Below are 24,297 nucleotides of genomic sequence, written 5' to 3'. Positions count from 1 at the left end.
TGTAAGTAGGACGGGGGTCATGAAAATGCAAAATATTATAATAAGACCTATTAAAGAAACAGAAATAATTCGGTTATGGGAATTAAGCGCAAAAGAAACATCACCTGAATGGAAAAAATGGGACGCCCCCTATTTTCCATATGAGCCAAAAACATTAGCACAATTTCTAGAAAAAAAGGATCAACTGATTAACCAAGAGGATATGTGGGGTATTTATGTAGACGATGAACTAGTAGGATCACTTTGCTACTATTGGGAGCATGAAGAATCGCTTTGGCTAGAAATGGGCATCGTTATTTATGAGCCACAGTATTGGAGTGGCGGAATTGGAACAAAAGCACTTCGTATGTGGATTACGCATTTATTCCGAGAATTACCCCTTGTACGTGTAGGTTATACAACATGGTCTGGGAACGAACGCATGATCAAAGTTGGCGAAAAATTAGGAATGACGATGGAAGCACGTCTTCGTAAATGTCGTTTTTATAATGGTGTTTACTATGATTCTATTCGAATGGGTATATTAAGAGAAGAATGGGAAGGACAAGTATGACAGCACTGCTTGAAATGAAAGGCTTAACAAAAAATTATTGGCATACAAAAGAACAAACGAATCGTACTTATTTATTTTCAGATTTAAATGCAGCTATAAAAACCTCTGAGCGTATCGTTTTACTCGGTAACTCTGGGCAAGGAAAAAGTACGCTTTTACGCATGCTTGCACGATTAGATAATGCCGATAGCGGAGAAATACGTTTAAACCGGGTTCATGCGCGAGACATAGATCCACGTATTTGGCGTACGAAGGTGACGTATGTAGCACAGCAAGCAACAATGCTTCTAGGAACCATTGAGGATAATTTAAAAACGGTCAGTAAAATACATAATGAAACATTTGATGATAAGCTTGCTCGAAAACTAATGAAGGACGTTGGACTAGAATCGATTGATTGGACCAAGAAAGCGACTGATTTATCAGGAGGAGAGAAGCAACGAGTGGCTTTAGTTCGTTCTTTATTACTCATACCTTCTATTTTATTGCTCGATGAAGTGACGGCGTCTCTTGATCAGCAAAGCAAAGCATTTGTAGAAAATCTGTTGATCAATTGGAGTAAGGTTAGAAAAACCGCTTTCATTTGGGTAACGCATGATATGGAACAAGCAAAAAAGGTTAGCGAACGAATATGGTTTATGGAAGATGGTACACTCGCAATTGATTGCGAGACAGATACATTTTTTAAAAAACGGAACTTGTTGGCTAGTTCGGTGACATTATGAGTTTATTGGCATTAAGTTTTACTTTATTATTTGTTGTTATTACGATGCTTTTGTCTGTTTGGCAGAAGCTTGATCTGGAAAAGGATATTGCAATAGGTACGGTGCGCGCAACGATTCAGCTACTCGCCGTTGGTTATGTGCTGCAGTTTATTTTTAAATCGGAAAATATGTTCTTTATCGTACTGATTATATGCGTCATGATAGTCGTTGCTGCGCTCAATGCAGCAAAACGGGCAAAAAGTATGACGGGAATTGTTTGGCGAATTATCTTTTCCATTGCAACGATGGAAATATTAATGATGGGACTTCTACTTAGTTTAAAAATTATCGAAGCAACCCCCCAGTACATTATTCCTCTTAGCGGAATGACGATTGGGAATGCGATGGTAGCTTGTGGATTATTTTTGACGCAATTAAAAAGAGAAACGGAAAGCTCTAAAAGTGAAATCGAAACGTTATTAGCACTAGGTGCAACAAGTCGGCAGGCGGTGCAAGATGTGCTGAAACGATCGGTTAAGTTTAGTATGATTCCAACGATTGATGCAATGAAAACAGTTGGACTTGTGCAGCTTCCAGGGATGATGACCGGAATGATTGTTGCAGGAGCGGACCCAGTAGATGCCGTACGCTATCAAATACTAATCATCTTCGTATTTACAAGCTCCTCCGCTATTACGAGCATGATGTTGAGTGTTATTTGTTATAAAAGGTTATTTACGAAGGATTTGCAGTTGAAAAAGTGGTAAGTAACAACTGAATCTATTCGGTTATTTTCGGAAATAAACAGTTAAATAGTACGTCTAATATTGCATACTATTTTACGATTAATGAAAAATGGTTGTTTTTTATGACTAAAATTTCCTTTTACAACTATCGCTTCGATTTTTACAACTAAATACACTAAAATTACAACTAATACAGCTATTTTTACAACTAAAAGTATTTCCTATAAAAAATGCAGGGGGGAATCAAATCTCCCTGCATTTTTTATTAATAATCGTCTGTAATGCCGATAGAGAGACTCTTTTTTTGTTTGACAATTTGCTAAATTATGTTATAAATATTTATGTTAAGCCTAATTCAAAGTAATTGAATCGGAATAATGTAGTTTTAAAAAGGGGTCATGACATGGGCAGGGAGTTTGTCGATATTTTTGATGATTGGGCGGATTCATACGAGGCTTCGGTTTCTGGAAAAGATCCGGAGTATCGAGATGTATTTGAAGGATATGAAAAAATATTAAATAAAGTTGTATCGAGTGTTTCAGGCACTGTCATCGAATTTGGAACCGGAACCGGAAATTTAACAGCAAAGTTAATAGAAGCAGGGATTTCGGTCATTGGTATCGAACCTAATATAAAGATGCGTCATGCAACAGCCACACGATTTCCTTCTATTAGAGTTATAGATGGAGACTTACTGCAATTTGAAGAAGGAACAGAACGTATTGATGCATTTGTAAGCACATATGTATTTCATCATTTAACCGATGATGAAAAAAGAGAAGCATTGCAAAAATATGCAGCACTTCTATCGACAAATGGAAAAGTTGTTTTTGCAGATACTGCTTTTATATCAAAGGATGCAAAACTAGCCCAAATTGCAAAAGAAAGAGCTCGTGGATTCCATCATGTAGCAGATGATTTAGAAAGAGAATATTATACGACGATCCCAATCTTAACAAAATTGTTTGATGAAGCGGGTTTTCAAGTGCATTTTACGAAAATGAATGATTTTGTTTGGTTAATGGAAGCGGAAAAAATATAAGGAGCGATAAAAATGCAAAAAATGAATGTAGAAAGTTTTAACCTGGATCACACAAAGGTAGCAGCACCATTTGTCCGTTTAGCAGGCACAAAAGAAGGAATTCGTGGAGATGAAATTTATAAATACGATATTCGTTTTAAACAGCCAAATAAAGAACATATGAAAATGCCAGCTCTGCATTCATTAGAGCATTTGATGGCGGAAAATATTCGTAATCATACCGACCAAGTAGTAGATCTTAGTCCGATGGGATGCCAAACTGGATTTTATTTATCAGTTATCAATCATACAAACTATGATGAAATTTTAGAGATTCTGGAAAAAACATTACAAGATGTGCTAAAAGCAACAGAAGTACCAGCTTGCAATGAAGTGCAATGTGGATGGGCAGCGAGTCATAGCTTAGAAGGTGCCAAAGAAATTGCGTCTGAAATGCTTGCTAAAAAAGATGAATGGCGACAAATTTACAAAGAGGAAGTATAATGAACTATTTTCGTAGTGTCCAGGAGTTAATAGGAAACACGCCTATCGTGGAAATTACACATATTACTATTCCAAATAATTGCAGAGTCTTTGCAAAGTTGGAGTATTTAAACCCAGGTGGTAGTGTGAAAGATCGACTTGGTTTATCTTTGATCCAAGATGCGCAAGAATCCGGAAAGCTAAAGCCTGGTGGAACAATCATTGAGCCGACTGCTGGAAATACCGGAATAGGTATTGCGCTAGCTGCAATTGGAAAAGGGTACAAAGTAATTTTTGTCGTTCCAAAGAAGTTTAGTATCGAAAAACAAACGTTAATGCGTGCATTAGGTGCAGAAATCGTAAATACAGAGACATCTCTTGGAATGCAAGGCGCAATCGATAAAGCAAGTGATTTAGCTGCGACCATCCCAAATTCTTTTTCCCCATCCCAATTTTCGAATCCGGCGAATCCAGCTACTTACGAAAAAACACTTGGACCGGAAATTTGGAGAGATTTAGAAGGGCAAATTGATGTGTTTGTTGCAGGAGCCGGCTCAGGCGGGACGTTTATGGGTACGTCTACTTTTTTAAAAGAGCGAAATGCTCATGTGAAAACGGTCATAGTAGAACCAGTTGGATCTATTTTGAATGGTGGGACTGCGGGTTCGCATGTGACGGAAGGGATTGGAATGGAGTTTTTACCACCATTTATGGATCGTTCTTATTTCGACGCGATTCATACTGTACGCGATGAAGATGCTTTAGCACAACTTCGAGCGTTGTCTCAAAAAGAAGGTTTACTTGTTGGTAGTTCGTCAGGAGCAGCTTTTTATGCGGCATTGAAAGAAGCAGAAGTTGCAAAAGAAGGAAGCCATATTGTCACTATTTTTCCAGACTCTAGCGAACGTTATTTAAGTCAGAAAGTGTATGAGTTATTTAAGGAGGAGAAATAAAACATGCGTGCAAAAACGAAACTGATTCATGCAGGTATTGTTGGCGACGAAGCAACTGGTGCTGTATCTACACCAATTTATCAAGTGAGTACGTATAAACAAGAAGCGGTCGGAAAATTCAATGGGTATGAATATTCTCGAACTGGAAATCCTACTCGTCATGCATTGGAAGTATTAATAAGCGAGTTAGAAGGCGGAGTTGCTGGATTTGCATTTGCTTCTGGGATGGCTGCAACCAGTTCAGTAATGATGCTTTTCAATAAAGGGGACCACGTTATTTTAACAGATGATGTCTATGGCGGGACCTATCGGGTCATGTCGAAAGTATTAAATCGTTTTGGAATAGAGGCTACTTTTGTAGATACGAGTGATCTAGCCAAAGTGGAATCAACTATTTTTAAAAATACGAAAGCGATATTTATGGAAACACCAACGAATCCTTTATTAAAAATTACCGACATGGAAGCTGTTGCAAAACTTGCAAAAGAAAAAGGGTTACTTACAATCGTAGATAATACATTTATGACACCTTATTTCCAGCAACCAATTGCACTGGGAGCAGACATTGTCTTGCATAGTGCGACGAAATATATTGGTGGGCATAGTGATGTAGTGGCTGGTTTAGCTGTTGTAAATTCCGAAAAGCTTGCGACCGATTTACATTTTGTACAAAACTCAGTTGGAGCAGTGTTAGGACCTCAAGATTCTTGGTTATTAATGCGCGGCATTAAAACACTAGGACTTCGTATGGAAGAGCATCAGTCGAATGCTCAGCGAATTGCGGAGTTCTTTGATGAACATAAATTTGTGGAGAAAGTCTATTATCCAGGTTTAGTGCAACATCCAGGTCACGAACTGATGAAAAAACAAACGACTGGCTTCGGTGGAATGATTTCCTTTGATGTGGGAAGTGAGGAAAAAGCTGATGCGTTATTAGCGAAGCTTCGATATTTTACCTTAGCAGAAAGTTTAGGTGCAGTGGAAAGCTTAATCTCTGTACCAGCAAGAATGACACATGCTTCAATCCCTAGGGAGCGCAGGTTAGAATTAGGTATTACGGACGGGCTTGTACGAATTTCCGTTGGGATTGAAGATGTGGAAGATTTAGTGGAAGATTTAGCGCAAGCACTAGTATAATCAATTAATGTACGCCACTTGGATATAGTGGTGTGCTTTTTATTTGTCATTGAAATGACTACCTTCAAAGCCTAGTTAGACTTTGAAGGTAGCCGGAATTTCTAATATCGATATTCATTTAGTTCAGTATTTCCATCTCTTTAGAATTTAAATGATTTTCCCAATACTGTCGTAGTTTTCGTTTTCCTTCATTTACAGAAGGATGGAACTGGATATAAGCATCTTTTCGGGTTTGTCCGATATGTTCAATAGAAGCTTGGATTAATCCTTCTTTATTAGGTACCCCACTATTATGAACAATCGATAAACCTGCTGTAATTCCTTGACGGATTGCTACTTTGGCACCTTCGATTCCCGTAATGTTACCTGCAACATACAGACCATCTAGTGCGGTTTCCATACGGTCATTATGAAGAGGTACATAGCCACCTAATTCCTCAATATGATAAAAAGGACATCCAGCTACAGCAGCCAATTCTGCCAGAGGATATAATCCACCTGCAATACAGACAAAATCAGCTCCAATTTTCTCTTCAGTACCTGCAATGATTTCTCCAGAAGGACTAATGGTGGCAACTTTCACCCCTTCTACTTGACCATCTCCATATATTTCAATTACTGCTTTACGAAGCATGATTGGAATATCCCACATTTTCACGCCACTCTTCGGAAAAAAAGAGATACCCATCTTTTTCATGAACTCATTCTTCATCAGTTTACTTCCGAGTTTAACAAACGCAGAAGGGGCCATATGAGAAACATGTAATAATGAATTCATGACATTCATGGGATTTCCTGATTCTTTAGTTATTTTGTTCATTTTAGGTAAAGCAATACATTCGACTCCAATACCGGCAAGTTTGAGTTCCATCGCTATTGCGGATGAAAGGACGTTAATGCCTATAATTACACCATTTTCTCCGGGTTTAACTCGATGCACATTTGTCATAACTTGCGCAGCTCCAACAGACATGACGCCAGGAAGTGTCCATCCTGGGATAGGTAGTGGGGCTTCGGCTGCCCCAGTTGCGAGCAATAAATGGGAAGTAGTATATGTTTCGGTGTTTGTATAAATGACCCATGTTTCATCCATTTTCTCGATATTGGAAACCGGTGTATTTAGATAGATTTTGACACCGAGTTCAACGGCCCTTTCATATAACTTTTGGGATTCCTTTATACCATTCCACCAATTTCCGTTAGGTTCTTCATACAATTGCCCTAGTAACCTACCACCAGCAATCATATATTCATCGAGAACTAAAACATCCAATCCATTTTCTGCAATGGTAATAGCAGCAGATAATCCTGCAGGACCTGCGCCTATAATAATGACTTTACTCATTCTCCGACCTCCAATCTCTTACTGATGTTAGGAAGGTTTCGCCACTTGAAACATTCATGCCTTCTTTTAAAGGGGTTAGACAAGCTCTTACCCCTTGTTGTCCATCGACAGTTACACGACATTCAAAACAATGACCAATGTTACAATAAATACCACGTGGTGTCCCGCTTTCTTCATGAACTCGTAATGTGCGGATGCCATTAGCTAACAGAGCAGCAGCTAATGATTCGTTTTTCAAACCCTGTAATACAGTGTTATTAAAAGTAAAAGAAATAACATTCGTTTCGTCTATTTTATCCAATACTGGATGATTAATAATTCTTCTTGTCATCTCTCCACAGCTCCTAAATCACCGAAACTTATAGGTCTAATTGGTGGTTGATATTTTAGCGTAATCTCCGTACTAATTCTTTCGGAGGAGGAATGGGCAATGCTATCAACCATATTGCGACAGGTTCTCCCCCCACAATAGCCCATACCAGCCCGCGTTCGAAGCTTCAGTTCCCGAGAATTACAGTTATACGTATTTGCGGTTTCTACTAATTTACCGTAAGTTACTTCTTCACACCTACAAATAATCATTTCTTTTTCCATCGATTAAAATCACCTCATACTTAGCATTTTTAGTTTACATATTAATAACTATGCAAGAATGAAGCCAAAATGTTGCATGTATTATTTAATACCTAATTTGTTCATGCGGTTATAAAGGGTTGCTCTAGTAACTTCTAAATTTTTGGCGCAAAGCAGCTTGTTCCCATTTACATTATTCAGTTCTCGAAGAATAATTTCTTTTTCATATTCTTGTAGTTGATCATTTAAGGACTTGCCCTCATTCGTAAAGGAATGATATGGAATGCTGTCACTATCCATATTTATCGATGTTGTAATTCTTTCCATTTCAATAGGTAGATCATCGATTTTAATTTCACCGTTTTCGGAAAATACAACTAAACGTTCGATGATATTCCTCAATTCGCGAATATTGCCTGGCCATAAATATTGAAGCAAAGACTGCATGACAGCTTGTGATATACCATGAATCGGTCGATTGTATTTGACGGAAATTTCATATAAGAAGTAATGGGTCAATTCAATAATATCTTCTAAGCGTTCCCTAAGTGGGGGGACTCGGAAGTTGACTACATTTAAGCGGTAATAAAGATCTTCCCTGAACTTTCCTTCTCTAATAAGTTCTTTTAAATCACGGTTTGTCGCTGCGACCACCCTAAAGTCAACCTCTAATTCTTTTGTTCCCCCAACTGGATAAAACTTTTTTTCTTGTAAAAGCCGCAAAATTTTCACCTGCATTTCCAAGGGCATTTCGCCGATTTCGTCCAAGAATAGTGTGCCATTTTTAGCAAGTTCTACTTTCCCTTTTTTCCCTTTTTGATCTGCGCCGGAAAAAGCTCCTTTTTCGTATCCGAAGATTTCACTTTCAAACAGCCCGTTTGGGATTGCCCCACAGTTAATTGCAACAAAAGGTGCGTTTTCCGATTCACGTAAATGGTGAATTGCCTTTGCAAACAGTTCTTTACCGACACCACTTTCTCCATATATTAGGACAGCAGCATTTGTCGAAGCCGTTTTTTTCGCAATTTCGATAACCTGTTTTAAGGCTGGACTATTTCCTTTTATATAAGAAAAAGGGTTAATAGCAGGTAGCGATTTCCTTACTTCTTCTTCTAAGTGAAACAACTTTTCGGATGTCATATAGAGCTCATTATTTAATCTAATTTGGCTTGTTATATCTGTTTCTGACACCACTGCCCCAATAATTTCCTCATTTAAATAAACAGGATTTGAATTGATCATAACGACTAAATCCTTTCTAGCGTGATGTTGACTATGATAAACGGAAGTTCCTTTTTTTAATGTGTTTAATATCTCTAGTTGACCCTCATCAAAAAAATTAGTTATTGGATTTCCGATAATTTCTTTTTCTTTGAAAGAGAAGATTTTTTCAGCTCCTTTTGTCCAATAAAGGACGTTTGTATCGTGATCAATAACGGTACATGATTCATCAATTGTATTCAAAATTGTGTGTAAGTAGGCCTGTGTGCGATCGTATTCATTCAAAAGGTGTTTAGAAAACACATCATAAGTAAGAAACCCTACATAATCATTATTATCATTTACGACAATTACAAAGTCGTATTCCGCTAGTGAAGCAAGCACTGCTTCCATGGCGCTGTTTAAGGAGATAGTTTTGCAAGGAATATATATTATTTCCTTTGTGGATTCAGAAATTTGAACACAATATGGTTCTTCATCATTTGAGATAAATACTTTTTTGGGTGCTTCTTTTTCTATTCGTTTGACTAAAATGGACTGATTCTCTATTGAATTTATTTTCACAAAATTTTTATCTATCAATTTCTTTAGTAGAAATTGTCCGTAACTCATTTAATTAGCCACCTTTACTGTCAAATTATTTTGAATTGTATAATTTATTTTACACGAGAAGATTGAAAGTTCAATAGAAGTAATAGAATGTTGATGTTTTTTGTTTGGCACAGTACTTGCATTAAGTAATTATGAATCATTAAATGGGAGGTGGAATGATGTGGGAAATGTTCAACATAGGGATGTTGTCGTTATCGGTGGAGGCATTATTGGGGCGGCAATTGCCTACTATGGCTCTAAGGCAGGTCTAGATATTACGATTCTTGAAAAAAATGAACTCGCAAGTGGGACATCCTCCAAGTGTGATGGAAACATACTTGCGATTGATAAAGATCCTGGTTTTGACAGTCAAATGTCCTTGAAAAGCCAACAACTTGTCCATTCTTTAAGTAAGGAACTTGAAATACCTTTTGAATACCGCAACCCTGGAAGCATTTTAGTTTGTGAGAACGATGCCGAAATGGAAGCGGCAAAAAAATGGGTAAGTAGCCAGCAAGATGCAGGATTGGATTTTAAAATGTTGGATCGTGATGATCTTCGAAATGAATCCAAATACTTCGCGGATGATTTATATGGTGGTCTAGAATGTAAAACGGACTCTACTGTAAATCCTTATATGCTAACGTATTCAATGTTTTATAGTGCGGAAAAGCAGGGGGCTAATATTCATACAAATACGGAAGTAAAAAATGTTACAACTAACGGTTCCGGTCAATTTATGATCGAAACGGACAAAGGTAAGTTTTCGGCTAATAAAGTCGTGAACGCAAGTGGAGTATGGGCTCCAAAGATTGGTGAAATGTTAGATTTGGACATTCCAATTATCCCGAGAAAAGGTCAGCTTATTGTTGCTTCGCGACAACAACCGGTCGGATTACGAAAAGTGATGGAGTTCGGCTACCTTATTTCGAAATTTGGAGGAGAAAGAACCGTAGATCCTTTCACAGAGAAATACGGTGTTGCACTTGTGTTTGAGCCGACGGAAAGCCAAAATTTTTTAATCGGAAGTAGTAGGCAATTTGCTGGTTTTGACACACGAGTTGATCATGAAGTGACAAAGTATATTGCGAAGCGCGCGGTTCGTTTTTATCCCAAAATTGCGGATATGACTATTATTAGAACATATGCAGGATTGCGACCATGGACAGAAGATCATTTGCCGATAATTTCACAAGTGGAACATATCCCAGGATTTTATATTGCAGCAGGGCATGAAGGGGACGGCATTAGTTTAGCTGCGGTAACAGGAAAACTGGTGGAAGAAATGATAAATGAAAAAGAAACCTGCATTCCAATTGAGCCTTTGCAATTGAGACGTTTTAAAGGGATGGTGACTAACTGATGAATTTCCAACGAATATTCACAACAATTGATACACATACAGGCGGAAATCCGACAAGGACTTTGATCAGCGGACTTCCTCCACTGAAAGGAAATACAATGTCCGAGAAGATGTTGTATATGGAGGAGCATTACGATTGGATTCGAAACTTTCTTATGAATGAACCGAGGGGACATGGGGTCATGTCAGGAGCTTTAATGACAGATCCTTGCCACCCTGATGCCGATGTAGGTGTTATATACATTGAGACAGGCGGTTATTTACCAATGTGCGGTCACGATACAATCGGTTTTTGTACAGCACTCGTTGAAGCTGGATTAATAGAGGTACAGGAGCCTTTTACAAATATTAAAGTGGATACACCAGCAGGACTTATCGATGTGAAAATCAAGGTAACGGATGGAAAAGCCGAAGAAGTGACGTTTGCCAACGTACCTGCATTTCTGTTGAAGTCAATTGACATTGAAGTGGAAGGCATCGGAAAGGTGGAATGTGATATTGCCTATGGCGGTAATTTTTATGGAATCATCGATGCACGCAAACACAATCTAGCTTTAATAGAGCAAAATGCAACAACTATCATCAATAAGGCAATTGACATACGAAACGCAATCAATGCTTCTGAAGGAGTCGTCCATCCAGAGTTTCCTTTTATCAACGGGTTGACGCATATTGAATTCTTTACGGATCCCGTGCATCCGAATGCGGATGTAAAAAATACAGTTATAGTGCCACCAGGAGGAATTGATCGTTCCCCATGCGGAACAGGTACTTCTGCTAAGCTTGCGACGATGTATAAAAAGGATGAAATTGGTTTAGATGAGCTTTTTGTACATGAAAGTATTGTTGGTACACTTTTTAAGGCAAGGGTACTGGAGGAAACGAAAGTGAAAGAATTGGATGCAGTAATTACTGAGGTGACTGGTTCCGCTTGGATAATGGGGATGCATAAGTTTTTCTACAATGAAAAAGATCCGCTTCGGGAAGGATTTTTACTCATCCCTCCGATGCAACATGAACCAGTGAAGGAGGGTGTCTAAGTGAACTTAGAAAAATTGTTTAGCACAATCGATACGCATGTAGTCGGCGAAGCATTCAGAATCGTTATCCAATCCCCCATTACGTTTCTAGGAAGTGATATAATGTCCAACCACGATAAGTTGAAAAACAACTTTGAAAACGAGAAAAACTTGTTGTTGAATGAACCGAGGGGCCATCGCGGCATGCATGGTTGTGTAGTTACTTCATCTAGTATAGCGGATTTTGGGTTATTATTTTTCAATCACGAAGCGGTTACAAATTTTAAGTATGAAGGATTACTTGCGACAGTAACGGCATTAATTGAAACTGGGAATTTGAACAGGAAGAAGGAAGATATTTATACAGTCGAAACCGAAAACGGCATTTACACGGTAAAAGCGAATGTAAACAAGCAGGAAGTGGCTTCCGTTTACCTTGAAGGTGAAGCAAGTTCCGAAGTCAATTTCACTCCAGATTACCTTTCTATAAGAGTGGATAATGGACGCAACTACTTGCTCTTTACGTTACCGGAATCCATTCCGAATATCGAATTAGTTCATCTAGCTTCATTGAATAATTGGGGAATGGCGTGTGCGACGAAACTGACTAAAGAAAACGTTGATTTTGAAGGAGTCATAGTCGTTGAATCAGAAACGTCTCCGAATAAAGTTAAATCGGTCACATTTGAAAAAGATGGGTATATACTTCGATCACCTGGAATCGATAGTACGATTGCAATCCTGGCTTCATTATTGGACAGATCTGTTAGCATTAGCGAAATCGAAAATGAAAGTATTTTTGGGAGCTCATTGAAAGCAAAAGTACTTTCAGCAAGTGAACGTCGATTTTCAATAGAAACAGAGGCATTTGTTACAGGCACACATGAATTTATATTGGACGAGGATGATCCACTTAGGAACGGTTTTTTATTAGTGTAATGAAGAATTTACACTAAATTAAAAAATAGGAGGAATTTATAATGGTAAAACTTGAAGGGGTATTCCCAGTATTAATTACACCAATGATAAACGAGAAGGAAATTGATTGGGAAGGATTTAAAAATAATATTGAACACTTCATCAATGAAGGCGTAACGGGAATCACTATAAACGGCAGTACAGGAGAATTCGTTAGCCTAACAAAAGAAGAGCGATTTAAAGCGGTGGAAGTTGCTGTAAAACAAGTAAATGGCCGAATTCCACTGGTAATAGGAACAGCTGCTGAAACAACAGCTGATGCGATTGAATATACACAACAAGCAGAAAAAGCTGGAGCAGACGCAGCGCTACTTATTAACTCGTATTATGCGCATCCAAAAGAAAATGAAATCTACGAACATTTTAAAAGTGTTGCAGAATCGGTGAAATTTCCGATTATGATTTACAATAACCCGTTCACGTCAGGTGTCGACATTAGCACTGAAACAATTTTGAAAGTAGGGCGTGACGTCGACAATATTACACATGTAAAAGAATCGAGTGGAGGCATAGGAAAAACTCGTGATATTGCAAGACAAGGCAAAGGATTTATAAGAGTATTTAGTGGTTCTGAGGACCTTGCGCTTGAATCACTGCTTGTTGGGGCGACCGGCTGGATTTCTGTGTCGGGCAACATTGTACCGCGTCTTGTAACAGATATGTACAATCATGTTCAAAACGGGGAAATGGACGAAGCTTGGGCACTTTATGACAAAGTTCTACCGCTTTGTAAATTTTTAGAAGATTCTGGTAAATACGTCCAAATTGTAAAAAGAGCGATGGATCTGCAAGGGTTAGCTGGCGGACCTTGCCGCAAACCAAGGCTTCCACTCAATGAAGAGGAAGAAGCGAAATTGAAGGAACTTCTACAAAGCTTGGAAACAGTCACAAACTAAGAAAAAGAGGTGATATATTATGGAAGCAATTGACTATAAATTAAAACCGAAAGTTCAAGAGTTCCTAGAAGGAGTGAAAGGACTTTACATTAACGGAGAATACGTACCGACAATTAGCGGAAAAACGTTTGATGTTATTAACCCTGCTACGGAAGAAGTGATTGCGAAAGTAAGTGAAGCACAAGCAGAGGATGTCGATGTTGCGGTCACTGCTGCACGGAAAGCTTTTGATGAAGGTGAATGGACAAAGTTGGCGACAGCAGAACGCTCACTACTAATCTATAAGTTTGCAGAACTCCTAGCAGAGAATAGGGAGGAGCTAGCACAACTTGAATCACTTGATAACGGGAAACCATATGCAGTTGCGTTAGCAGACGATGTTGATGGCACTGTTCAACACTTCAGATACTATGCGGGCTGGGCAACGAAAGTATTAGGCCAAACAATTCCGGTCTCTCCGGATTATTTAAGCTACACCGTTCATGAACCAGTAGGAGTAATAGGTCAAATTATTCCGTGGAACTTTCCACTTGCAATGGCTGCTTGGAAGCTCGGTTCAGCGCTCGCTGTAGGTTGTACGGTAGTTATCAAACCTGCAAGTGAAACACCGCTTTCACTTCTATATGCGGCGAGATTATTTAAAGAAGCTGGGTTCCCGGACGGCGTTGTGAACGTTGTTCCAGGTACTGGTCGGATTGCAGGAGACGCGATAATCACACATAAAGATGTGGATAAAGTTGCATTTACTGGATCAACAGCTGTTGGAAAAGAGGTTATGAAAAAGGCCGCAGACCAGATTAAAGGAGTTACGCTAGAGTTAGGTGGTAAGTCGCCAAGCATTATTTTGGAAGATGCAAACATTGAAGAGGCGATTGAAGGTGCATTTAACGGTACGATGTACAACCACGGTCAAAACTGTAGTGCTTGTACGAGGGTTTTTGTTCACCGCAAGCATTATGATCATGTCGTAAATACATTAGCAGAACGTGTAAACGCTTTGAGACTGGGCCCTGGAATGGATTCAGGAACGGAAATGGGTCCACTTGTTTCTGCAAAACAACAACAAACAGTCCTTCATTATATTGAGCAAGGGAAAAAAGAGGGCGCACGACTTGTTGCAGGTGGAGGAAAAGTGTTTGAAAAAGGCTACTATGTCCAACCAACGATATTTGCAGATGTGAAAGACGATATGGTTATTGCACGAGAAGAAATTTTTGGTCCTGTCATGTCGGTATTTGTTTTTGATACGGTAGAAGAAGTTATCAAACGTGCAAACGATAGCGATTATGGTTTAGCGGCTAGTGTATGGACGGAAAATATTAAAACAGGTCATTATGTTGCCAGTAAACTTAAAGCTGGAACAGTTTGGATCAATGACTTCGGTCTAGAATGGGAAACAATGCCGTTTGGTGGGTACAAGCAATCCGGAATTGGTCGCGAAATGGGTGGAGAATACGGACTTGCCAACTATACAGAAGTGAAAAGTGTCTTTGTGAATATAAAACAATAATTGTAAATTACTAATTTGACTTGATGAAGATGATCCCGAATGAATATTCTGGGATCATTTTCTTAAAGGGCTGTTTATTCTATCTTTTGAAAGTGGTTACAAGCTCTGACTGTTTCTTAACATACAACTTATATTTAGGGGGGAAATAAGTGGAAGATATAGTTAATTGGTTAGTGGATCAAGTATGGAGTATAGGGTTAGTCATCTTCGTATTGGGTGGAGGATTATTTTTCACTATTGTTACACGTTTTGTTCAATTAAGATATTTTAAGCAAATGATCAAATTGATATTTGAAGGAAAAAGCTCGGAGGCGGGAATATCATCTTTTCAGGCTTTTTGTTTAGCCCTCGCAGGTCGCGTGGGTATTGGTAATATTGCTGGCGTGGCCACTGCAATTGCGTTCGGAGGTCCAGGAGCGGTTTTCTGGATGTGGGTAATGGCAATATTAGGAGGAGCAAGCGCATTTATTGAGTCGACACTTTCACAAGTATACAAAAGTAAAATTGGAAATGAATATCGAGGAGGTACCCCTTTCTTTATCGAAAAAGGGTTGAACATGAGATGGTTCGCGGTAATAATGGCCGTTGTAGTTACCCTTTCATATGGAATTTTAGTACCGGGAATTCAAGCAAATAGTATTGCGGTAGGGTTTGAAAATGTACTTGGATTGAATAAGAATATTACAGGAATACTAATGGTTGCTTTGCTTGGAATCATTATATTCGGTGGTGTGAAGCGAATTGCTAGTGTCGCTGATAAAGTGGTTCCTTTTATGGCGTTAGGTTATGTGGTTGTAACATTCATTGTTTTATTTGCAAATATTTCAGAAGTTCCTAAAATGTTTTCGTTAATTTTCTCCAGTGCATTCGGTGTGAATGAAGCATTCGGGGGAATTCTCGGTTCAGCGATTGCTTGGGGAGTCAGAAGAGCGATTTTTTCCAGCGTTGCCGGAGTTGGTGAAGCAACATACAGTTCTGCCGCTGCTGAGGTTACACATCCTGCAAAACAAGGATTAGTTCAAGCTTTTTCAATCTATATCGATACAATTGTGGTATGCACTGCTACAGCGTTCATGATTCTTGTGACTGGTATGTATGATGTGATACCGATTGGAAAACAAGCCATTGTTAAAACGATGGGAAATATTGAACCAGGCCCCATTTATACGCAACAAGCAGTAGAAACTGTTTTTCCAGGTTATGGGGGACTATTTGTTGCCATCGCTATTTTCTTTTTTGCGTTCACTACACTTATGGCCTATTATTATATCGCCGAAACAACCCTTGTGTATTTAGATAGAAAACTAAAAGCGCAGTGGTTGAAAACGGCTTTGAAAATTGTTTTTTTAGCAATGGTATATATCGGTAGTGTGAAATCAGCAGCTTTTATGTGGGCTCTGGGAGATTTAGGTTTTGGAAGTATGGCTTGGCTCAACATGGTTGCAATTTTACTTCTGACAAAGCCTACGATAAAGGTATTGAAGGATTTTGATGTACAGATGAAGGCAGGAAAAGATCCGGTGTTTGATCCATTAACGGTAGGAATCAAGGGTGCAGATTTCTGGGAAGACAGATGCAAAGAGATGAAATTAGATTCGTTTAAAGAAGAGAGAGATGGAAAAGCCTCCTGATTGAAAGAATGAAATAAAAAATCCTTGCAGCTGTATAGCGGTAACAATAATTAGTTGCCGCCAAACAGTTGCCAGGTCAAAATTAAAGGACTTGAAGTTGTTTTGGGAAAGTAGTTAAAACTTCTGCATTACCATCTTCGTTAATGTAGACAATATCTTCAATACGGACACCACCGACATTGGGGATATAAATACCTGGTTCAATTGTGAAAACTAGGCCGGCTTCTGCTAGTTGTTCATTGTTTTGATGGATGGAAGGTTCTTCATGTACTTCAATACCTAAGCCATGTCCAACACGGTTATTGAAGTAATCACCATATCCATTTTGATGGATAACATTTCTAGCTGCGATATCAAATGACTTTAATGAGACACCTGCTTGTACTGCTTGAATTCCAGCTTCATTTGATTGCAAAACGATATTATAGATTTCTTTTTGCTTTTCAGATGCTTCGCCAATGATAAAGGTTCTTGTAATATCGGAACAATATCCATCTTTTACCACGCCAAAATCGATTAATAAATAATCCCCCTGTTGGATAGTTCGTTCTCCAGGAGAACCATGTGGTAATGCAGCCTTTTCGCCTGTCAATACAATAGTTGAGAAGGAAGGACCATCTGCACCAAACTTCCTCATAAGAAACTCCAATTCCCCGGTCAATTCAGATTCTGACATACCAACTTTCACTTTTTTAGTACCTTCTTCTAGAACTTTTTCAATAATTCTTATAGCCTCTGATAACTTTTCAATTTCCTCTTTGGTCTTTTTCATTCTTTGTTTGTTGATGAAGGGTTGTACATCGACTACTTCTACATGTGGGAAATGGGCTAGCAAGCTAATATAACGATCGTAGCTTAAGTTCTTTGCTTCAATTCCAACCGTTTTCGATAGTTTGCCAAACGATTTACTAACAACCTCAAATGGTACTTCCTCATCCGAGATCGAGATGATTGTAGTTATATCAGATTCTTGTACTGCAGCTTCTTTGTCCAAAGCAGGAACAAACAAATATGTCTCATCTGTAGAAGCGTTAATGATCAAAGACATGAATCGTTCGTGTGGGTCTGAATTGAATCCTGTATAGTAGTATACATTTGCCGGTGCAGTAATCATGACAGCACCGATATTTTGTTGAGCAAGATAAGTCTTTAAATGCTCCCGTCTTGTTTCGTAAATATTACTCAATATCATAAACCTCCTTTATTTGTAGTTAATACTGATTATGCAAGAGTGATGCCATTTTGGCAATTAGAGTTGGCATGGGTATTGCATTGTTTCTTGAAAGGCAGTTATAAATACAACATTGGGGGCGAAAAAATGAATAGAATTGAGAAACTTCAAAAGCAATTGGACGAATGGAATATCGATGGATTAATGATTAACGGGGACTGGAACCGGCGATACATATCGGGATTTACAGGCAGTAATGGAGTTGTACTTGTTACCCATAATGATGCAAGACTGATAACTGATTACCGCTATTTGGGACAGGCGAGAAATCAAACTAGCTTGGACATTGTTTTGCATAAAGAGCATACGGGTCACAAGCATAAGATTTACGATGAGGTAGCTAAGCAAGTCAAACAAATGAACATAAAACGTCTAGGATTTGAACAACAACATTTGAATTTCGGTAACTACTCCAAACTAAAAGGACTAATCGATTCCGAGTTGATCCCAACATTTGATGTAGTGGAAAACATACGTATGGTGAAATCACTAGATGAAATCGAAAAGATTAGAACTTCCTCTAAGATTACGGATAATGCATTTGTACACATATTGAACTTCATACGTCCGGGAGTTACAGAGCTCGAAGTTGCAGGAGAACTAGAAAACTTCATTAAAAACAATGGTGGAATCACATCTACATTTAGTCCAATTGTGGCGTCTGGAAATAGGGCGTCACAGCCTCATGGTCGGGCAAGTGACAAAATAATTGAACAAGGTGATATGATCACGATTGACTTTGGGGCTAATTATAATGGATATTGGTCTGATATTTCCCGCGTTGTGTCAATGGGAGAGCCGAGTGAAAAAATGAAGGAAATCCAACAGGTCGTTCTTCAATCATTCACAAACTGTGCGACCAATATAAAAGCAGGCTTAACGGATCGGGAAGTAGATAAGTACATGAGAGATATTCTAATCGAAACTGGTTTCAATGAATTCTCTGGCACAGGAACAGGTCATGGAATTGGACTTGAAGTACATGAGAAACCGCTATTTTCTGTAGATTCAGAAAATATTCTATTGCCTGGAATGGTAGTCACGATAGAGCCAGGAATCTATTTGCAGGGTATCGGGGGTGCTAGAATTGAGGATATGCTCCTTATAACGGAAGATAGTTGTGAAGTATTGTCGCCATCTGCGAAAGAATTAGTTATTTTATGATCATAAATAGGCTATTGGTACTCATATTTACTCGAGTATCAGCAGCCTATTTTTTATATTAATAGCCATCAAAATAAAGCTATTGGTTTAACTGTAAAAATAGATAGACACTTAAAAGAATATTCTAACAATTTAGACGTTTTTTAGTTGAGTAGTTAAAATGAACAAGGAACTATAAGGGGTGATACTACATTCTGCATTTTGACCTTGTGAATAAAATGACTTTGGCATAAATATTGCAATAGCTTTAATATGCATTAAACTTTGATGCTGAAATGTGCATAAAGAAAGATCAAAATGAGGTGAATGATGATGTCAACTATTTTAGAAGTAAACAATCTCAAAACATACTTTAAGAAAAATAAACGCATTGTTCGTGCAGTCGATGGAATAGATTTCAAGATTAATGCAGGTGAAATAGTTGCCCTCGTAGGAGAATCAGGATGCGGAAAAAGCATGACGTCTCTTTCTATTATGGGACTTGTTCCATCTCCAGAAGGGAAAGTAGTAGAAGGGGAGATTTTGTTAGATGGCGTTAATCTTGCACAATTACCCGAAAAGAAAATGTATAAAGTTCGCGGGAAAGAAATCGCAATGATTTTCCAAGAACCGATGACATCTTTAAATCCAGTTCTTACAATTGGTGATCAAATATTGAGTGTTATTATTTATCATTTAAAATTGCCAAAAAGAGAAGCGGAACGAAAAGCGATAGAAATGCTCGAGTTAGTAGGTTTTTCCGAACCTGGAAAATTGCTAAAAAGTTATCCGCATCGATTATCTGGTGGGATGAGGCAACGTGTGATGATTGCGATGGCAATGTCTTGTAATCCAAAACTTTTAATTGCCGATGAGCCGACAACTGCATTAGACGTTACTATTCAGGCACAAGTATTAGAATTGATGAAAGAGATTAGTATGAAGTTTTCTACATCGATTCTTTTGATAACGCACGATCTAGGTGTTGTTTCTGAACTAGCAGACAGAGTCATTGTTATGTATGCAGGGCAAATTGTTGAGATTGCAAACATCGATGATTTGTTCGATAATCCCTTTCATCCCTACACAGTCGGGCTCATTAACTCTGTTCCAAAAATTGAAGGTGAAATAGAAAGGCTTCAAGCGATTAAAGGAAATGTTCCTGCACCTGGAACCATCATCGAAGGCTGTAAGTTTGCAAAAAGATGTAATAAAGTATTTGAACGTTGTACAAAAGAAATACCTACTCTAAGAAAAATGGACGGATCTAGATCTGTTCGCTGCTTCTTATATGATGATGTGGAGGGAGAATAATGGGTTCAACAAGTTTATTAGAAGTTGCTTCACCTCTTAACGCGGAAGAAGTAACCAAAGTCATCAAAGAAGAAACATTATTAGAAGTACAAAATTTAAAAATGCATTTTCCAATTAAAGCAGGAATAATTCAACGAGTAGTCGGTCATGTAAAAGCAGTTGACGATATTAGTTTTCGTGTACGGAAAGGAGAAACACTAGGAATCGTTGGGGAATCAGGTTGCGGAAAGTCTACGATGGGCAGGGCACTCATTAGACTATATGAACCAACTGATGGAAAAGTGCTGTATGACGGTATAGATATTACAAAATTGCCAGAAAGAGAATTAAGACCACTCATTCGCAAGAAAATTCAAATGATTTTTCAAGATCCCTATGCTTCATTGAATCCGAGGAAATCGTTAGGGAATCTTTTGAATGAACCATTAAAAGCACATGGGTTATACGCTAATTTAAAAGAACGAAATGAAAAAATAAAAGAAATACTTGACGTAGTAGGATTGCATTCATCTTCTATGAATCATTATCCAAATGAATTTTCAGGAGGACAGCGTCAAAGAATTGGAATCGCTAGAGCAATCGTTTTAAATCCCGAGTTAATCATTGCAGATGAAGCTGTTTCTGCGTTGGACGTATCTATTCAGGCGCAAATTATTAATCTATTAGAAGATTTACAATCGCAATTTAATCTTACGTATATATTTATCTCACATGATTTAAGTGTTGTAAGGCATATTGCAGATCGTGTAGGAGTGATGTATTTAGGGAAACTCGTAGAATTAGCGGATAAGGATGATTTATATGCGGAAGCTCTTCATCCTTATACGCAGGCTTTACTTTCTGCGGTACCAACTATTCGACAAAATGGAAGTGTGAACAGAGATAGGATTATCTTAAAGGGAGATATCCCAAGTTCATCTAATCCACCTACAGGATGTGTTTTCCATACAAGATGTCCAGCAAAAATAAAAGCTTGTGAAACAATCGTTCCACAATTAAAAGAAGTCCAGCCAAATCGATTGGTCGCCTGCCATTTATATAATAATCCCCAAATAGTGTAATAGGTTGTTCGTTAACTTATTTGGAAGGGGGGATGTATTCAAAAATATTGGTGTAATTTGAATGTAATAATAAAAGGGGGAAAATGAAAATGTTAAAAAATCGTTTTTTATTATTCATCATCTTTTTGATCATGCTTATTGCCGCAGCATGTTCAGATGGAGCAGTGAAAGAGAGCGGTAATGAAGCGAATAGCGGAAAAGAAGATAACCAATCAGAGAATACACAAACAGAAGAAAAGTCTGGTGGTAGTTTAGTTTTAGGAACTACAGCGGCACCGACTTTATTTAATCCGTATTACTCAACAGATACTTCTAGTTCAACGATTGAAGGTTTCATTTTTAGTGGATTGGTAACAGTAGATACCGATTTTAATCCTGAAGGAGATTTGGCTAAGAGTTGGGAGTTCTCGGATGATGGGTTGAGATGGACCTTTCATTTACGAGAAAATGTGAAATGGCATGATGGAGCTGACTTTACGGCGGATGATGTCGTCTTCTCATACGGCATCCCTTTACATGAAGACTATATCGGACCACGTGGATTACCGTTTGAAATTATCGACGAGATCAACAAGATAGATGATTATACAGTAGAATTTGTCCTTTCGGAACCATATGCACCATTCATCACAATTACAGCGCAATTTGAAGTATTGCCAAAGCATATTTTAGGAGATGTTCCTATAGCGGAACTGGGTATGAACAAGTTTAATACGAAGGAACCAATTGGAACAGGTCCGTTTAAATTCAAACAATGGAAAGAAGGAGAATATATCGAGCTTCAAGCCAATGAAGATTATTATCTTGGAAAACCAAAATTAGATACTATCATCTATAAAATTGTTCCCGATATGAATACATTAATGGCACAGTTGCAAGTTGGGGATATAAATCTGACAGGGATTTCACCACAATATATTGAGACGGCTAAAAAGTTAGAGGAACAAGGAAAGGTTGTCGTAACATCAGGACCTTCTAATGCTTTCGAGTATATTGGCTATAACTTACGTAACGAATTATTCCAAGATAAATTAGTTAGACAAGCTCTAACGCATGCGATTGATAAAGAAGCAATTGTCCAAGCTATTCTGGACGGATCGGGAGTAGTAGCACATGGACCGGGTAGCCCTGCAAACTGGGCGTTTAACCCGGATGTACCAAAGTTTGAATATAATCCTGAAGAAGCAAAAAGAAAGTTGAAAGAGGCAGGATGGGAGCCTAACAAAGACGGTATTTTAGAGAAAGACGGTAAAAAGTTCGAGTTTGTCTTAAAAACGACATCGGCAAATGAAATACGTCAACAAATTGCAGAAGTTGTTCAACAACAATTAAGTGAAATCGGTATCAAGACTTCGATTGAATTGCTTGAATGGAGTGCGTATGTAGAACAAACAAGTCCACCATTATGGAATTTTGATGCAATTGTTGCTGGTTGGTCTATTGGAAGTGACCCTGACCCAACTTGGTTCTGGCATACTTCAGAAATTGAAAATGGCTTAAATTATAACGGTTTTTCGAATGAGCGAGTGGATGAACTTCTATCCGAAAATACGAGAATATCTGATCTAGAAGAAAGAAAGAGAATTATTGCTGAAGCCGATGCAATTGTTGCAGAAGAACAGCCAGATACTTTCTTATACTATGTAGAAGGCAGTTTAGCAAATGCACCTAATCTGCATGGACCAAAGTTTAATGCAGCTAATACTTATTACAAAATCCATGAATGGTATATAGACTAGTTCGCGAAAAAAATTCAATGTCAAAGGTGGCGAGCATCTCCAGTATGTAGTTCAGTGGGGATGTTCGCATTTCTCCTATTTCGAACATTAACAGCTACTAAATAAATTACTAAAAGGAGTTGGCTAGAAATGACTACATATATAATAAGACGAACGTTAATGGCTTTCCCATTACTTTTTCTTATAACGATCATTTCATTTGCCATGATGCAAATGGCACCTGGAGATCCGACGGCTTTAATGATGGATCCGATGATCAAGCAGGAAAATCTAGCGGCATATAAAGAAGCATATGGATTAAATGATAATGTAGTTGTGCAATACATCAGATGGCTAGGGAATATGATTCAAGGGAACTTTGGAGAATCACTTATTCGACAAGGTGTACCTGTCAGTGATCTCATATTAGCAAGGCTACCAAATACGCTCATATTAATGATTGTATCATCTGTTATTGCTTTTTTAATTTCTATTCCACTTGGTGTCATTTCTGCAACTAAACGGAATTCATTAACAGATTATTCCATTACTTTCGTATCTTTTTTAGGAGTTGCTACACCTAATTTTTGGATTGGACTTGTTTTAATTATGTTTCTGTCTGTACATATGGGCTGGTTTCCTACTGGCGGTGTAGCCACTCTTGGTGAACCTTTTAGTATATGGGATCGTATTCACCATTTAATACTCCCCGCATTTGTACTTGCGACTGCGGATATGGCGGGTCTAACTAGATATTCTCGGTCTAGCATGTTGGAAGTGCTTCGACAAGATTATATCCGTACAGCGAAAGCAAATGGTTTCAGAAGTGGAACAGTGATTTTTAAACATGGACTTCGAAATGGACTAATACCGATTATAACAATTCTAGGATTGATGTTGCCATCGTTTATTGGAGGTTCTGTCATCATTGAGAGTATTTTTGCTTGGCCGGGGATTGGCTTACTTTTTGTAGAAGCAGCATTTCAGAGAGATTATCCGGTGATTATGGCAGTAGTAGTTATTGCAGCTTCGTTAGTAGTAATTGGTAACTTAATTGCAGATATACTTTACGCTATTTTTGATCCAAGAATTGAATACTAGGGGGA

23 protein-coding genes are annotated in these 24,297 nt (G+C 38.3%); 18 read left to right on the top strand and 5 right to left on the bottom strand.

The features are described 5' to 3' along the window. Nucleotides 1-25 precede the first annotated feature (25 nt). From ACIQYS_RS17845 to ACIQYS_RS17815, 7 genes are all read left to right on the top strand, one after another. Entirely contained in the window at nucleotides 26-553 is a 528-nt protein-coding gene (locus tag ACIQYS_RS17845; RefSeq protein ID WP_402982862.1) for a GNAT family N-acetyltransferase, read from the top strand. Next, nucleotides 550-1,278, top strand: coding sequence for an ABC transporter ATP-binding protein (locus tag ACIQYS_RS17840; protein WP_402982859.1), 729 nt, complete (start codon nucleotides 550-552; stop codon nucleotides 1,276-1,278). Before ACIQYS_RS17845 ends, ACIQYS_RS17840 begins: the two co-directional genes overlap by 4 nt. Further along, nucleotides 1,275-2,024, top strand: coding sequence for an ABC transporter permease (locus ACIQYS_RS17835; RefSeq protein ID WP_402982857.1), 750 nt, complete (start codon nucleotides 1,275-1,277; stop codon nucleotides 2,022-2,024). Before ACIQYS_RS17840 ends, ACIQYS_RS17835 begins: the two co-directional genes overlap by 4 nt. Nucleotides 2,025-2,406: 382 nt before the next feature. Then, on the top strand, nucleotides 2,407-3,045 hold the full coding sequence (locus ACIQYS_RS17830) for a class I SAM-dependent DNA methyltransferase (protein WP_402982854.1): 639 nt from the start codon (nucleotides 2,407-2,409) through the stop codon (nucleotides 3,043-3,045). Between the two features lie 12 nt (nucleotides 3,046-3,057). After that, nucleotides 3,058-3,528 carry an S-ribosylhomocysteine lyase gene (locus ACIQYS_RS17825; RefSeq protein ID WP_402982852.1) on the top strand — a complete coding sequence of 157 codons (471 nt, stop codon included), beginning with the start codon at nucleotides 3,058-3,060 and terminating at the stop codon, nucleotides 3,526-3,528. Continuing rightward, the gene (locus ACIQYS_RS17820) at nucleotides 3,528-4,460 is read left to right on the top strand and encodes a PLP-dependent cysteine synthase family protein (protein ID WP_402982849.1); all 933 of its coding nucleotides are present in this window, start codon (nucleotides 3,528-3,530) and stop codon (nucleotides 4,458-4,460) included. The genes ACIQYS_RS17825 and ACIQYS_RS17820 overlap by 1 nt, the downstream gene beginning before the upstream one ends. Before the next feature lie 3 nt (nucleotides 4,461-4,463). Continuing rightward, nucleotides 4,464-5,597: a bifunctional cystathionine gamma-lyase/homocysteine desulfhydrase gene (locus ACIQYS_RS17815; RefSeq protein ID WP_402982847.1), complete on the top strand. Its 1,134-nt coding sequence runs from the start codon at nucleotides 4,464-4,466 to the stop codon at nucleotides 5,595-5,597. Nucleotides 5,598-5,715: 118 nt separating this feature from the next. On the opposite strand, the gene ACIQYS_RS17810 is transcribed toward ACIQYS_RS17815, so the two are convergent. From ACIQYS_RS17810 to ACIQYS_RS17795, 4 genes are all read right to left on the bottom strand, one after another. Then, nucleotides 5,716-6,942 (bottom strand): NAD(P)/FAD-dependent oxidoreductase, encoded by a 1,227-nt coding sequence (locus ACIQYS_RS17810; RefSeq protein WP_402982844.1) that lies wholly within the window; start codon nucleotides 6,940-6,942, stop codon nucleotides 5,716-5,718. Next, complete coding sequence (locus tag ACIQYS_RS17805) at nucleotides 6,935-7,273, bottom strand: (2Fe-2S)-binding protein (protein ID WP_402982841.1); 339 nt, start codon at nucleotides 7,271-7,273, stop codon at nucleotides 6,935-6,937. The genes ACIQYS_RS17810 and ACIQYS_RS17805 overlap by 8 nt, the downstream gene beginning before the upstream one ends. Beyond that, on the bottom strand, nucleotides 7,270-7,536 hold the full coding sequence (locus tag ACIQYS_RS17800) for a (2Fe-2S)-binding protein (RefSeq protein ID WP_402982839.1): 267 nt from the start codon (nucleotides 7,534-7,536) through the stop codon (nucleotides 7,270-7,272). Before ACIQYS_RS17800 ends, ACIQYS_RS17805 begins: the two co-directional genes overlap by 4 nt. 81 nt (nucleotides 7,537-7,617) lie before the next feature. Next, nucleotides 7,618-9,348, bottom strand: coding sequence for a sigma-54 interaction domain-containing protein (locus tag ACIQYS_RS17795; RefSeq protein WP_402982836.1), 1,731 nt, complete (start codon nucleotides 9,346-9,348; stop codon nucleotides 7,618-7,620). A 160-nt stretch (nucleotides 9,349-9,508) separates the two neighbouring features. Here ACIQYS_RS17795 and ACIQYS_RS17790 point away from each other — a divergent pair, with 160 nt between their 5' ends. The 6 genes from ACIQYS_RS17790 (at nucleotide 9,509) to ACIQYS_RS17765 (ending at nucleotide 16,724) form a co-directional block, all read left to right on the top strand. Then, nucleotides 9,509-10,690 (top strand): NAD(P)/FAD-dependent oxidoreductase, encoded by a 1,182-nt coding sequence (locus ACIQYS_RS17790; protein WP_402982834.1) that lies wholly within the window; start codon nucleotides 9,509-9,511, stop codon nucleotides 10,688-10,690. Continuing rightward, the gene (locus tag ACIQYS_RS17785; protein WP_402982832.1) at nucleotides 10,690-11,730 is read left to right on the top strand and encodes a proline racemase family protein; all 1,041 of its coding nucleotides are present in this window, start codon (nucleotides 10,690-10,692) and stop codon (nucleotides 11,728-11,730) included. Before ACIQYS_RS17790 ends, ACIQYS_RS17785 begins: the two co-directional genes overlap by 1 nt. Continuing rightward, complete coding sequence (locus ACIQYS_RS17780; protein ID WP_402982830.1) at nucleotides 11,731-12,648, top strand: proline racemase family protein; 918 nt, start codon at nucleotides 11,731-11,733, stop codon at nucleotides 12,646-12,648. 41 nt (nucleotides 12,649-12,689) lie between these two features. After that, nucleotides 12,690-13,583 carry a 4-hydroxy-tetrahydrodipicolinate synthase gene (gene dapA, locus ACIQYS_RS17775; RefSeq protein ID WP_402982827.1) on the top strand — a complete coding sequence of 298 codons (894 nt, stop codon included), beginning with the start codon at nucleotides 12,690-12,692 and terminating at the stop codon, nucleotides 13,581-13,583. A 19-nt stretch (nucleotides 13,584-13,602) separates the two neighbouring features. Then, the gene (locus ACIQYS_RS17770) at nucleotides 13,603-15,093 is read left to right on the top strand and encodes an aldehyde dehydrogenase family protein (RefSeq protein WP_402982824.1); all 1,491 of its coding nucleotides are present in this window, start codon (nucleotides 13,603-13,605) and stop codon (nucleotides 15,091-15,093) included. Between the two features lie 149 nt (nucleotides 15,094-15,242). Beyond that, nucleotides 15,243-16,724 carry an alanine/glycine:cation symporter family protein gene (locus ACIQYS_RS17765; RefSeq protein WP_402982822.1) on the top strand — a complete coding sequence of 494 codons (1,482 nt, stop codon included), beginning with the start codon at nucleotides 15,243-15,245 and terminating at the stop codon, nucleotides 16,722-16,724. Nucleotides 16,725-16,806: 82 nt separating this feature from the next. Here ACIQYS_RS17765 and ACIQYS_RS17760 read toward each other — a convergent pair whose 3' ends face one another. Next, nucleotides 16,807-17,916 (bottom strand): M24 family metallopeptidase, encoded by a 1,110-nt coding sequence (locus ACIQYS_RS17760; protein WP_402982820.1) that lies wholly within the window; start codon nucleotides 17,914-17,916, stop codon nucleotides 16,807-16,809. 126 nt (nucleotides 17,917-18,042) lie between these two features. Between ACIQYS_RS17760 and ACIQYS_RS17755 the strand changes: the two genes are divergently transcribed. The 5 genes from ACIQYS_RS17755 (at nucleotide 18,043) to ACIQYS_RS17735 (ending at nucleotide 24,292) form a co-directional block, all read left to right on the top strand. Further along, nucleotides 18,043-19,119, top strand: a complete 1,077-nt coding sequence (locus ACIQYS_RS17755) for a M24 family metallopeptidase (RefSeq protein ID WP_402982818.1) — start codon at nucleotides 18,043-18,045, stop codon at nucleotides 19,117-19,119. A gap of 312 nt (nucleotides 19,120-19,431) precedes the next feature. Further along, complete coding sequence (locus ACIQYS_RS17750) at nucleotides 19,432-20,412, top strand: ABC transporter ATP-binding protein (RefSeq protein ID WP_402982815.1); 981 nt, start codon at nucleotides 19,432-19,434, stop codon at nucleotides 20,410-20,412. Next, nucleotides 20,412-21,473 carry an ABC transporter ATP-binding protein gene (locus ACIQYS_RS17745; protein ID WP_402982813.1) on the top strand — a complete coding sequence of 354 codons (1,062 nt, stop codon included), beginning with the start codon at nucleotides 20,412-20,414 and terminating at the stop codon, nucleotides 21,471-21,473. The genes ACIQYS_RS17750 and ACIQYS_RS17745 overlap by 1 nt, the downstream gene beginning before the upstream one ends. An 89-nt stretch (nucleotides 21,474-21,562) precedes the next feature. Further along, the gene (locus ACIQYS_RS17740) at nucleotides 21,563-23,212 is read left to right on the top strand and encodes a peptide-binding protein (RefSeq protein ID WP_402982810.1); all 1,650 of its coding nucleotides are present in this window, start codon (nucleotides 21,563-21,565) and stop codon (nucleotides 23,210-23,212) included. Nucleotides 23,213-23,341: 129 nt separating this feature from the next. Next, on the top strand, nucleotides 23,342-24,292 hold the full coding sequence (locus ACIQYS_RS17735; protein ID WP_402982808.1) for an ABC transporter permease: 951 nt from the start codon (nucleotides 23,342-23,344) through the stop codon (nucleotides 24,290-24,292). Nucleotides 24,293-24,297 lie beyond the last annotated feature (5 nt).

Origin of the sequence: Psychrobacillus sp. NPDC096426, from assembly GCF_044762745.1 — a bacterium.
Lineage (GTDB): Bacteria > Bacillota > Bacilli > Bacillales_A > Planococcaceae > Psychrobacillus.
The sequence above is the reverse complement of the archived record's forward strand: the minus strand, read 5'-3'. Positions and strand labels throughout refer to the sequence as shown.

What these genes read in the sequence shown, in the direction of transcription:
- ACIQYS_RS17845 (WP_402982862.1), top strand. Translation starts at nt 26, where the DNA reads ATGCAAAATATTATAATAAGACCTATTAAAGAAACAGAAATAATTCGG.
- ACIQYS_RS17840 (WP_402982859.1), top strand. Translation starts at nt 550, where the DNA reads ATGACAGCACTGCTTGAAATGAAAGGCTTAACAAAAAATTATTGGCAT.
- ACIQYS_RS17835 (WP_402982857.1), top strand. Translation starts at nt 1,275, where the DNA reads ATGAGTTTATTGGCATTAAGTTTTACTTTATTATTTGTTGTTATTACG.
- ACIQYS_RS17830 (WP_402982854.1), top strand. Translation starts at nt 2,407, where the DNA reads ATGGGCAGGGAGTTTGTCGATATTTTTGATGATTGGGCGGATTCATAC.
- ACIQYS_RS17825 (WP_402982852.1), top strand. Translation starts at nt 3,058, where the DNA reads ATGCAAAAAATGAATGTAGAAAGTTTTAACCTGGATCACACAAAGGTA.
- ACIQYS_RS17820 (WP_402982849.1), top strand. Translation starts at nt 3,528, where the DNA reads ATGAACTATTTTCGTAGTGTCCAGGAGTTAATAGGAAACACGCCTATC.
- ACIQYS_RS17815 (WP_402982847.1), top strand. Translation starts at nt 4,464, where the DNA reads ATGCGTGCAAAAACGAAACTGATTCATGCAGGTATTGTTGGCGACGAA.
- ACIQYS_RS17810 (WP_402982844.1), bottom strand. Translation starts at nt 6,942, where the DNA reads ATGAGTAAAGTCATTATTATAGGCGCAGGTCCTGCAGGATTATCTGCT.
- ACIQYS_RS17805 (WP_402982841.1), bottom strand. Translation starts at nt 7,273, where the DNA reads ATGACAAGAAGAATTATTAATCATCCAGTATTGGATAAAATAGACGAA.
- ACIQYS_RS17800 (WP_402982839.1), bottom strand. Translation starts at nt 7,536, where the DNA reads ATGGAAAAAGAAATGATTATTTGTAGGTGTGAAGAAGTAACTTACGGT.
- ACIQYS_RS17795 (WP_402982836.1), bottom strand. Translation starts at nt 9,348, where the DNA reads ATGAGTTACGGACAATTTCTACTAAAGAAATTGATAGATAAAAATTTT.
- ACIQYS_RS17785 (WP_402982832.1), top strand. Translation starts at nt 10,690, where the DNA reads ATGAATTTCCAACGAATATTCACAACAATTGATACACATACAGGCGGA.
- dapA (WP_402982827.1), top strand. Translation starts at nt 12,690, where the DNA reads ATGGTAAAACTTGAAGGGGTATTCCCAGTATTAATTACACCAATGATA.
- ACIQYS_RS17770 (WP_402982824.1), top strand. Translation starts at nt 13,603, where the DNA reads ATGGAAGCAATTGACTATAAATTAAAACCGAAAGTTCAAGAGTTCCTA.
- ACIQYS_RS17760 (WP_402982820.1), bottom strand. Translation starts at nt 17,916, where the DNA reads ATGATATTGAGTAATATTTACGAAACAAGACGGGAGCATTTAAAGACT.
- ACIQYS_RS17755 (WP_402982818.1), top strand. Translation starts at nt 18,043, where the DNA reads ATGAATAGAATTGAGAAACTTCAAAAGCAATTGGACGAATGGAATATC.
- ACIQYS_RS17750 (WP_402982815.1), top strand. Translation starts at nt 19,432, where the DNA reads ATGTCAACTATTTTAGAAGTAAACAATCTCAAAACATACTTTAAGAAA.
- ACIQYS_RS17745 (WP_402982813.1), top strand. Translation starts at nt 20,412, where the DNA reads ATGGGTTCAACAAGTTTATTAGAAGTTGCTTCACCTCTTAACGCGGAA.
- ACIQYS_RS17740 (WP_402982810.1), top strand. Translation starts at nt 21,563, where the DNA reads ATGTTAAAAAATCGTTTTTTATTATTCATCATCTTTTTGATCATGCTT.
- ACIQYS_RS17735 (WP_402982808.1), top strand. Translation starts at nt 23,342, where the DNA reads ATGACTACATATATAATAAGACGAACGTTAATGGCTTTCCCATTACTT.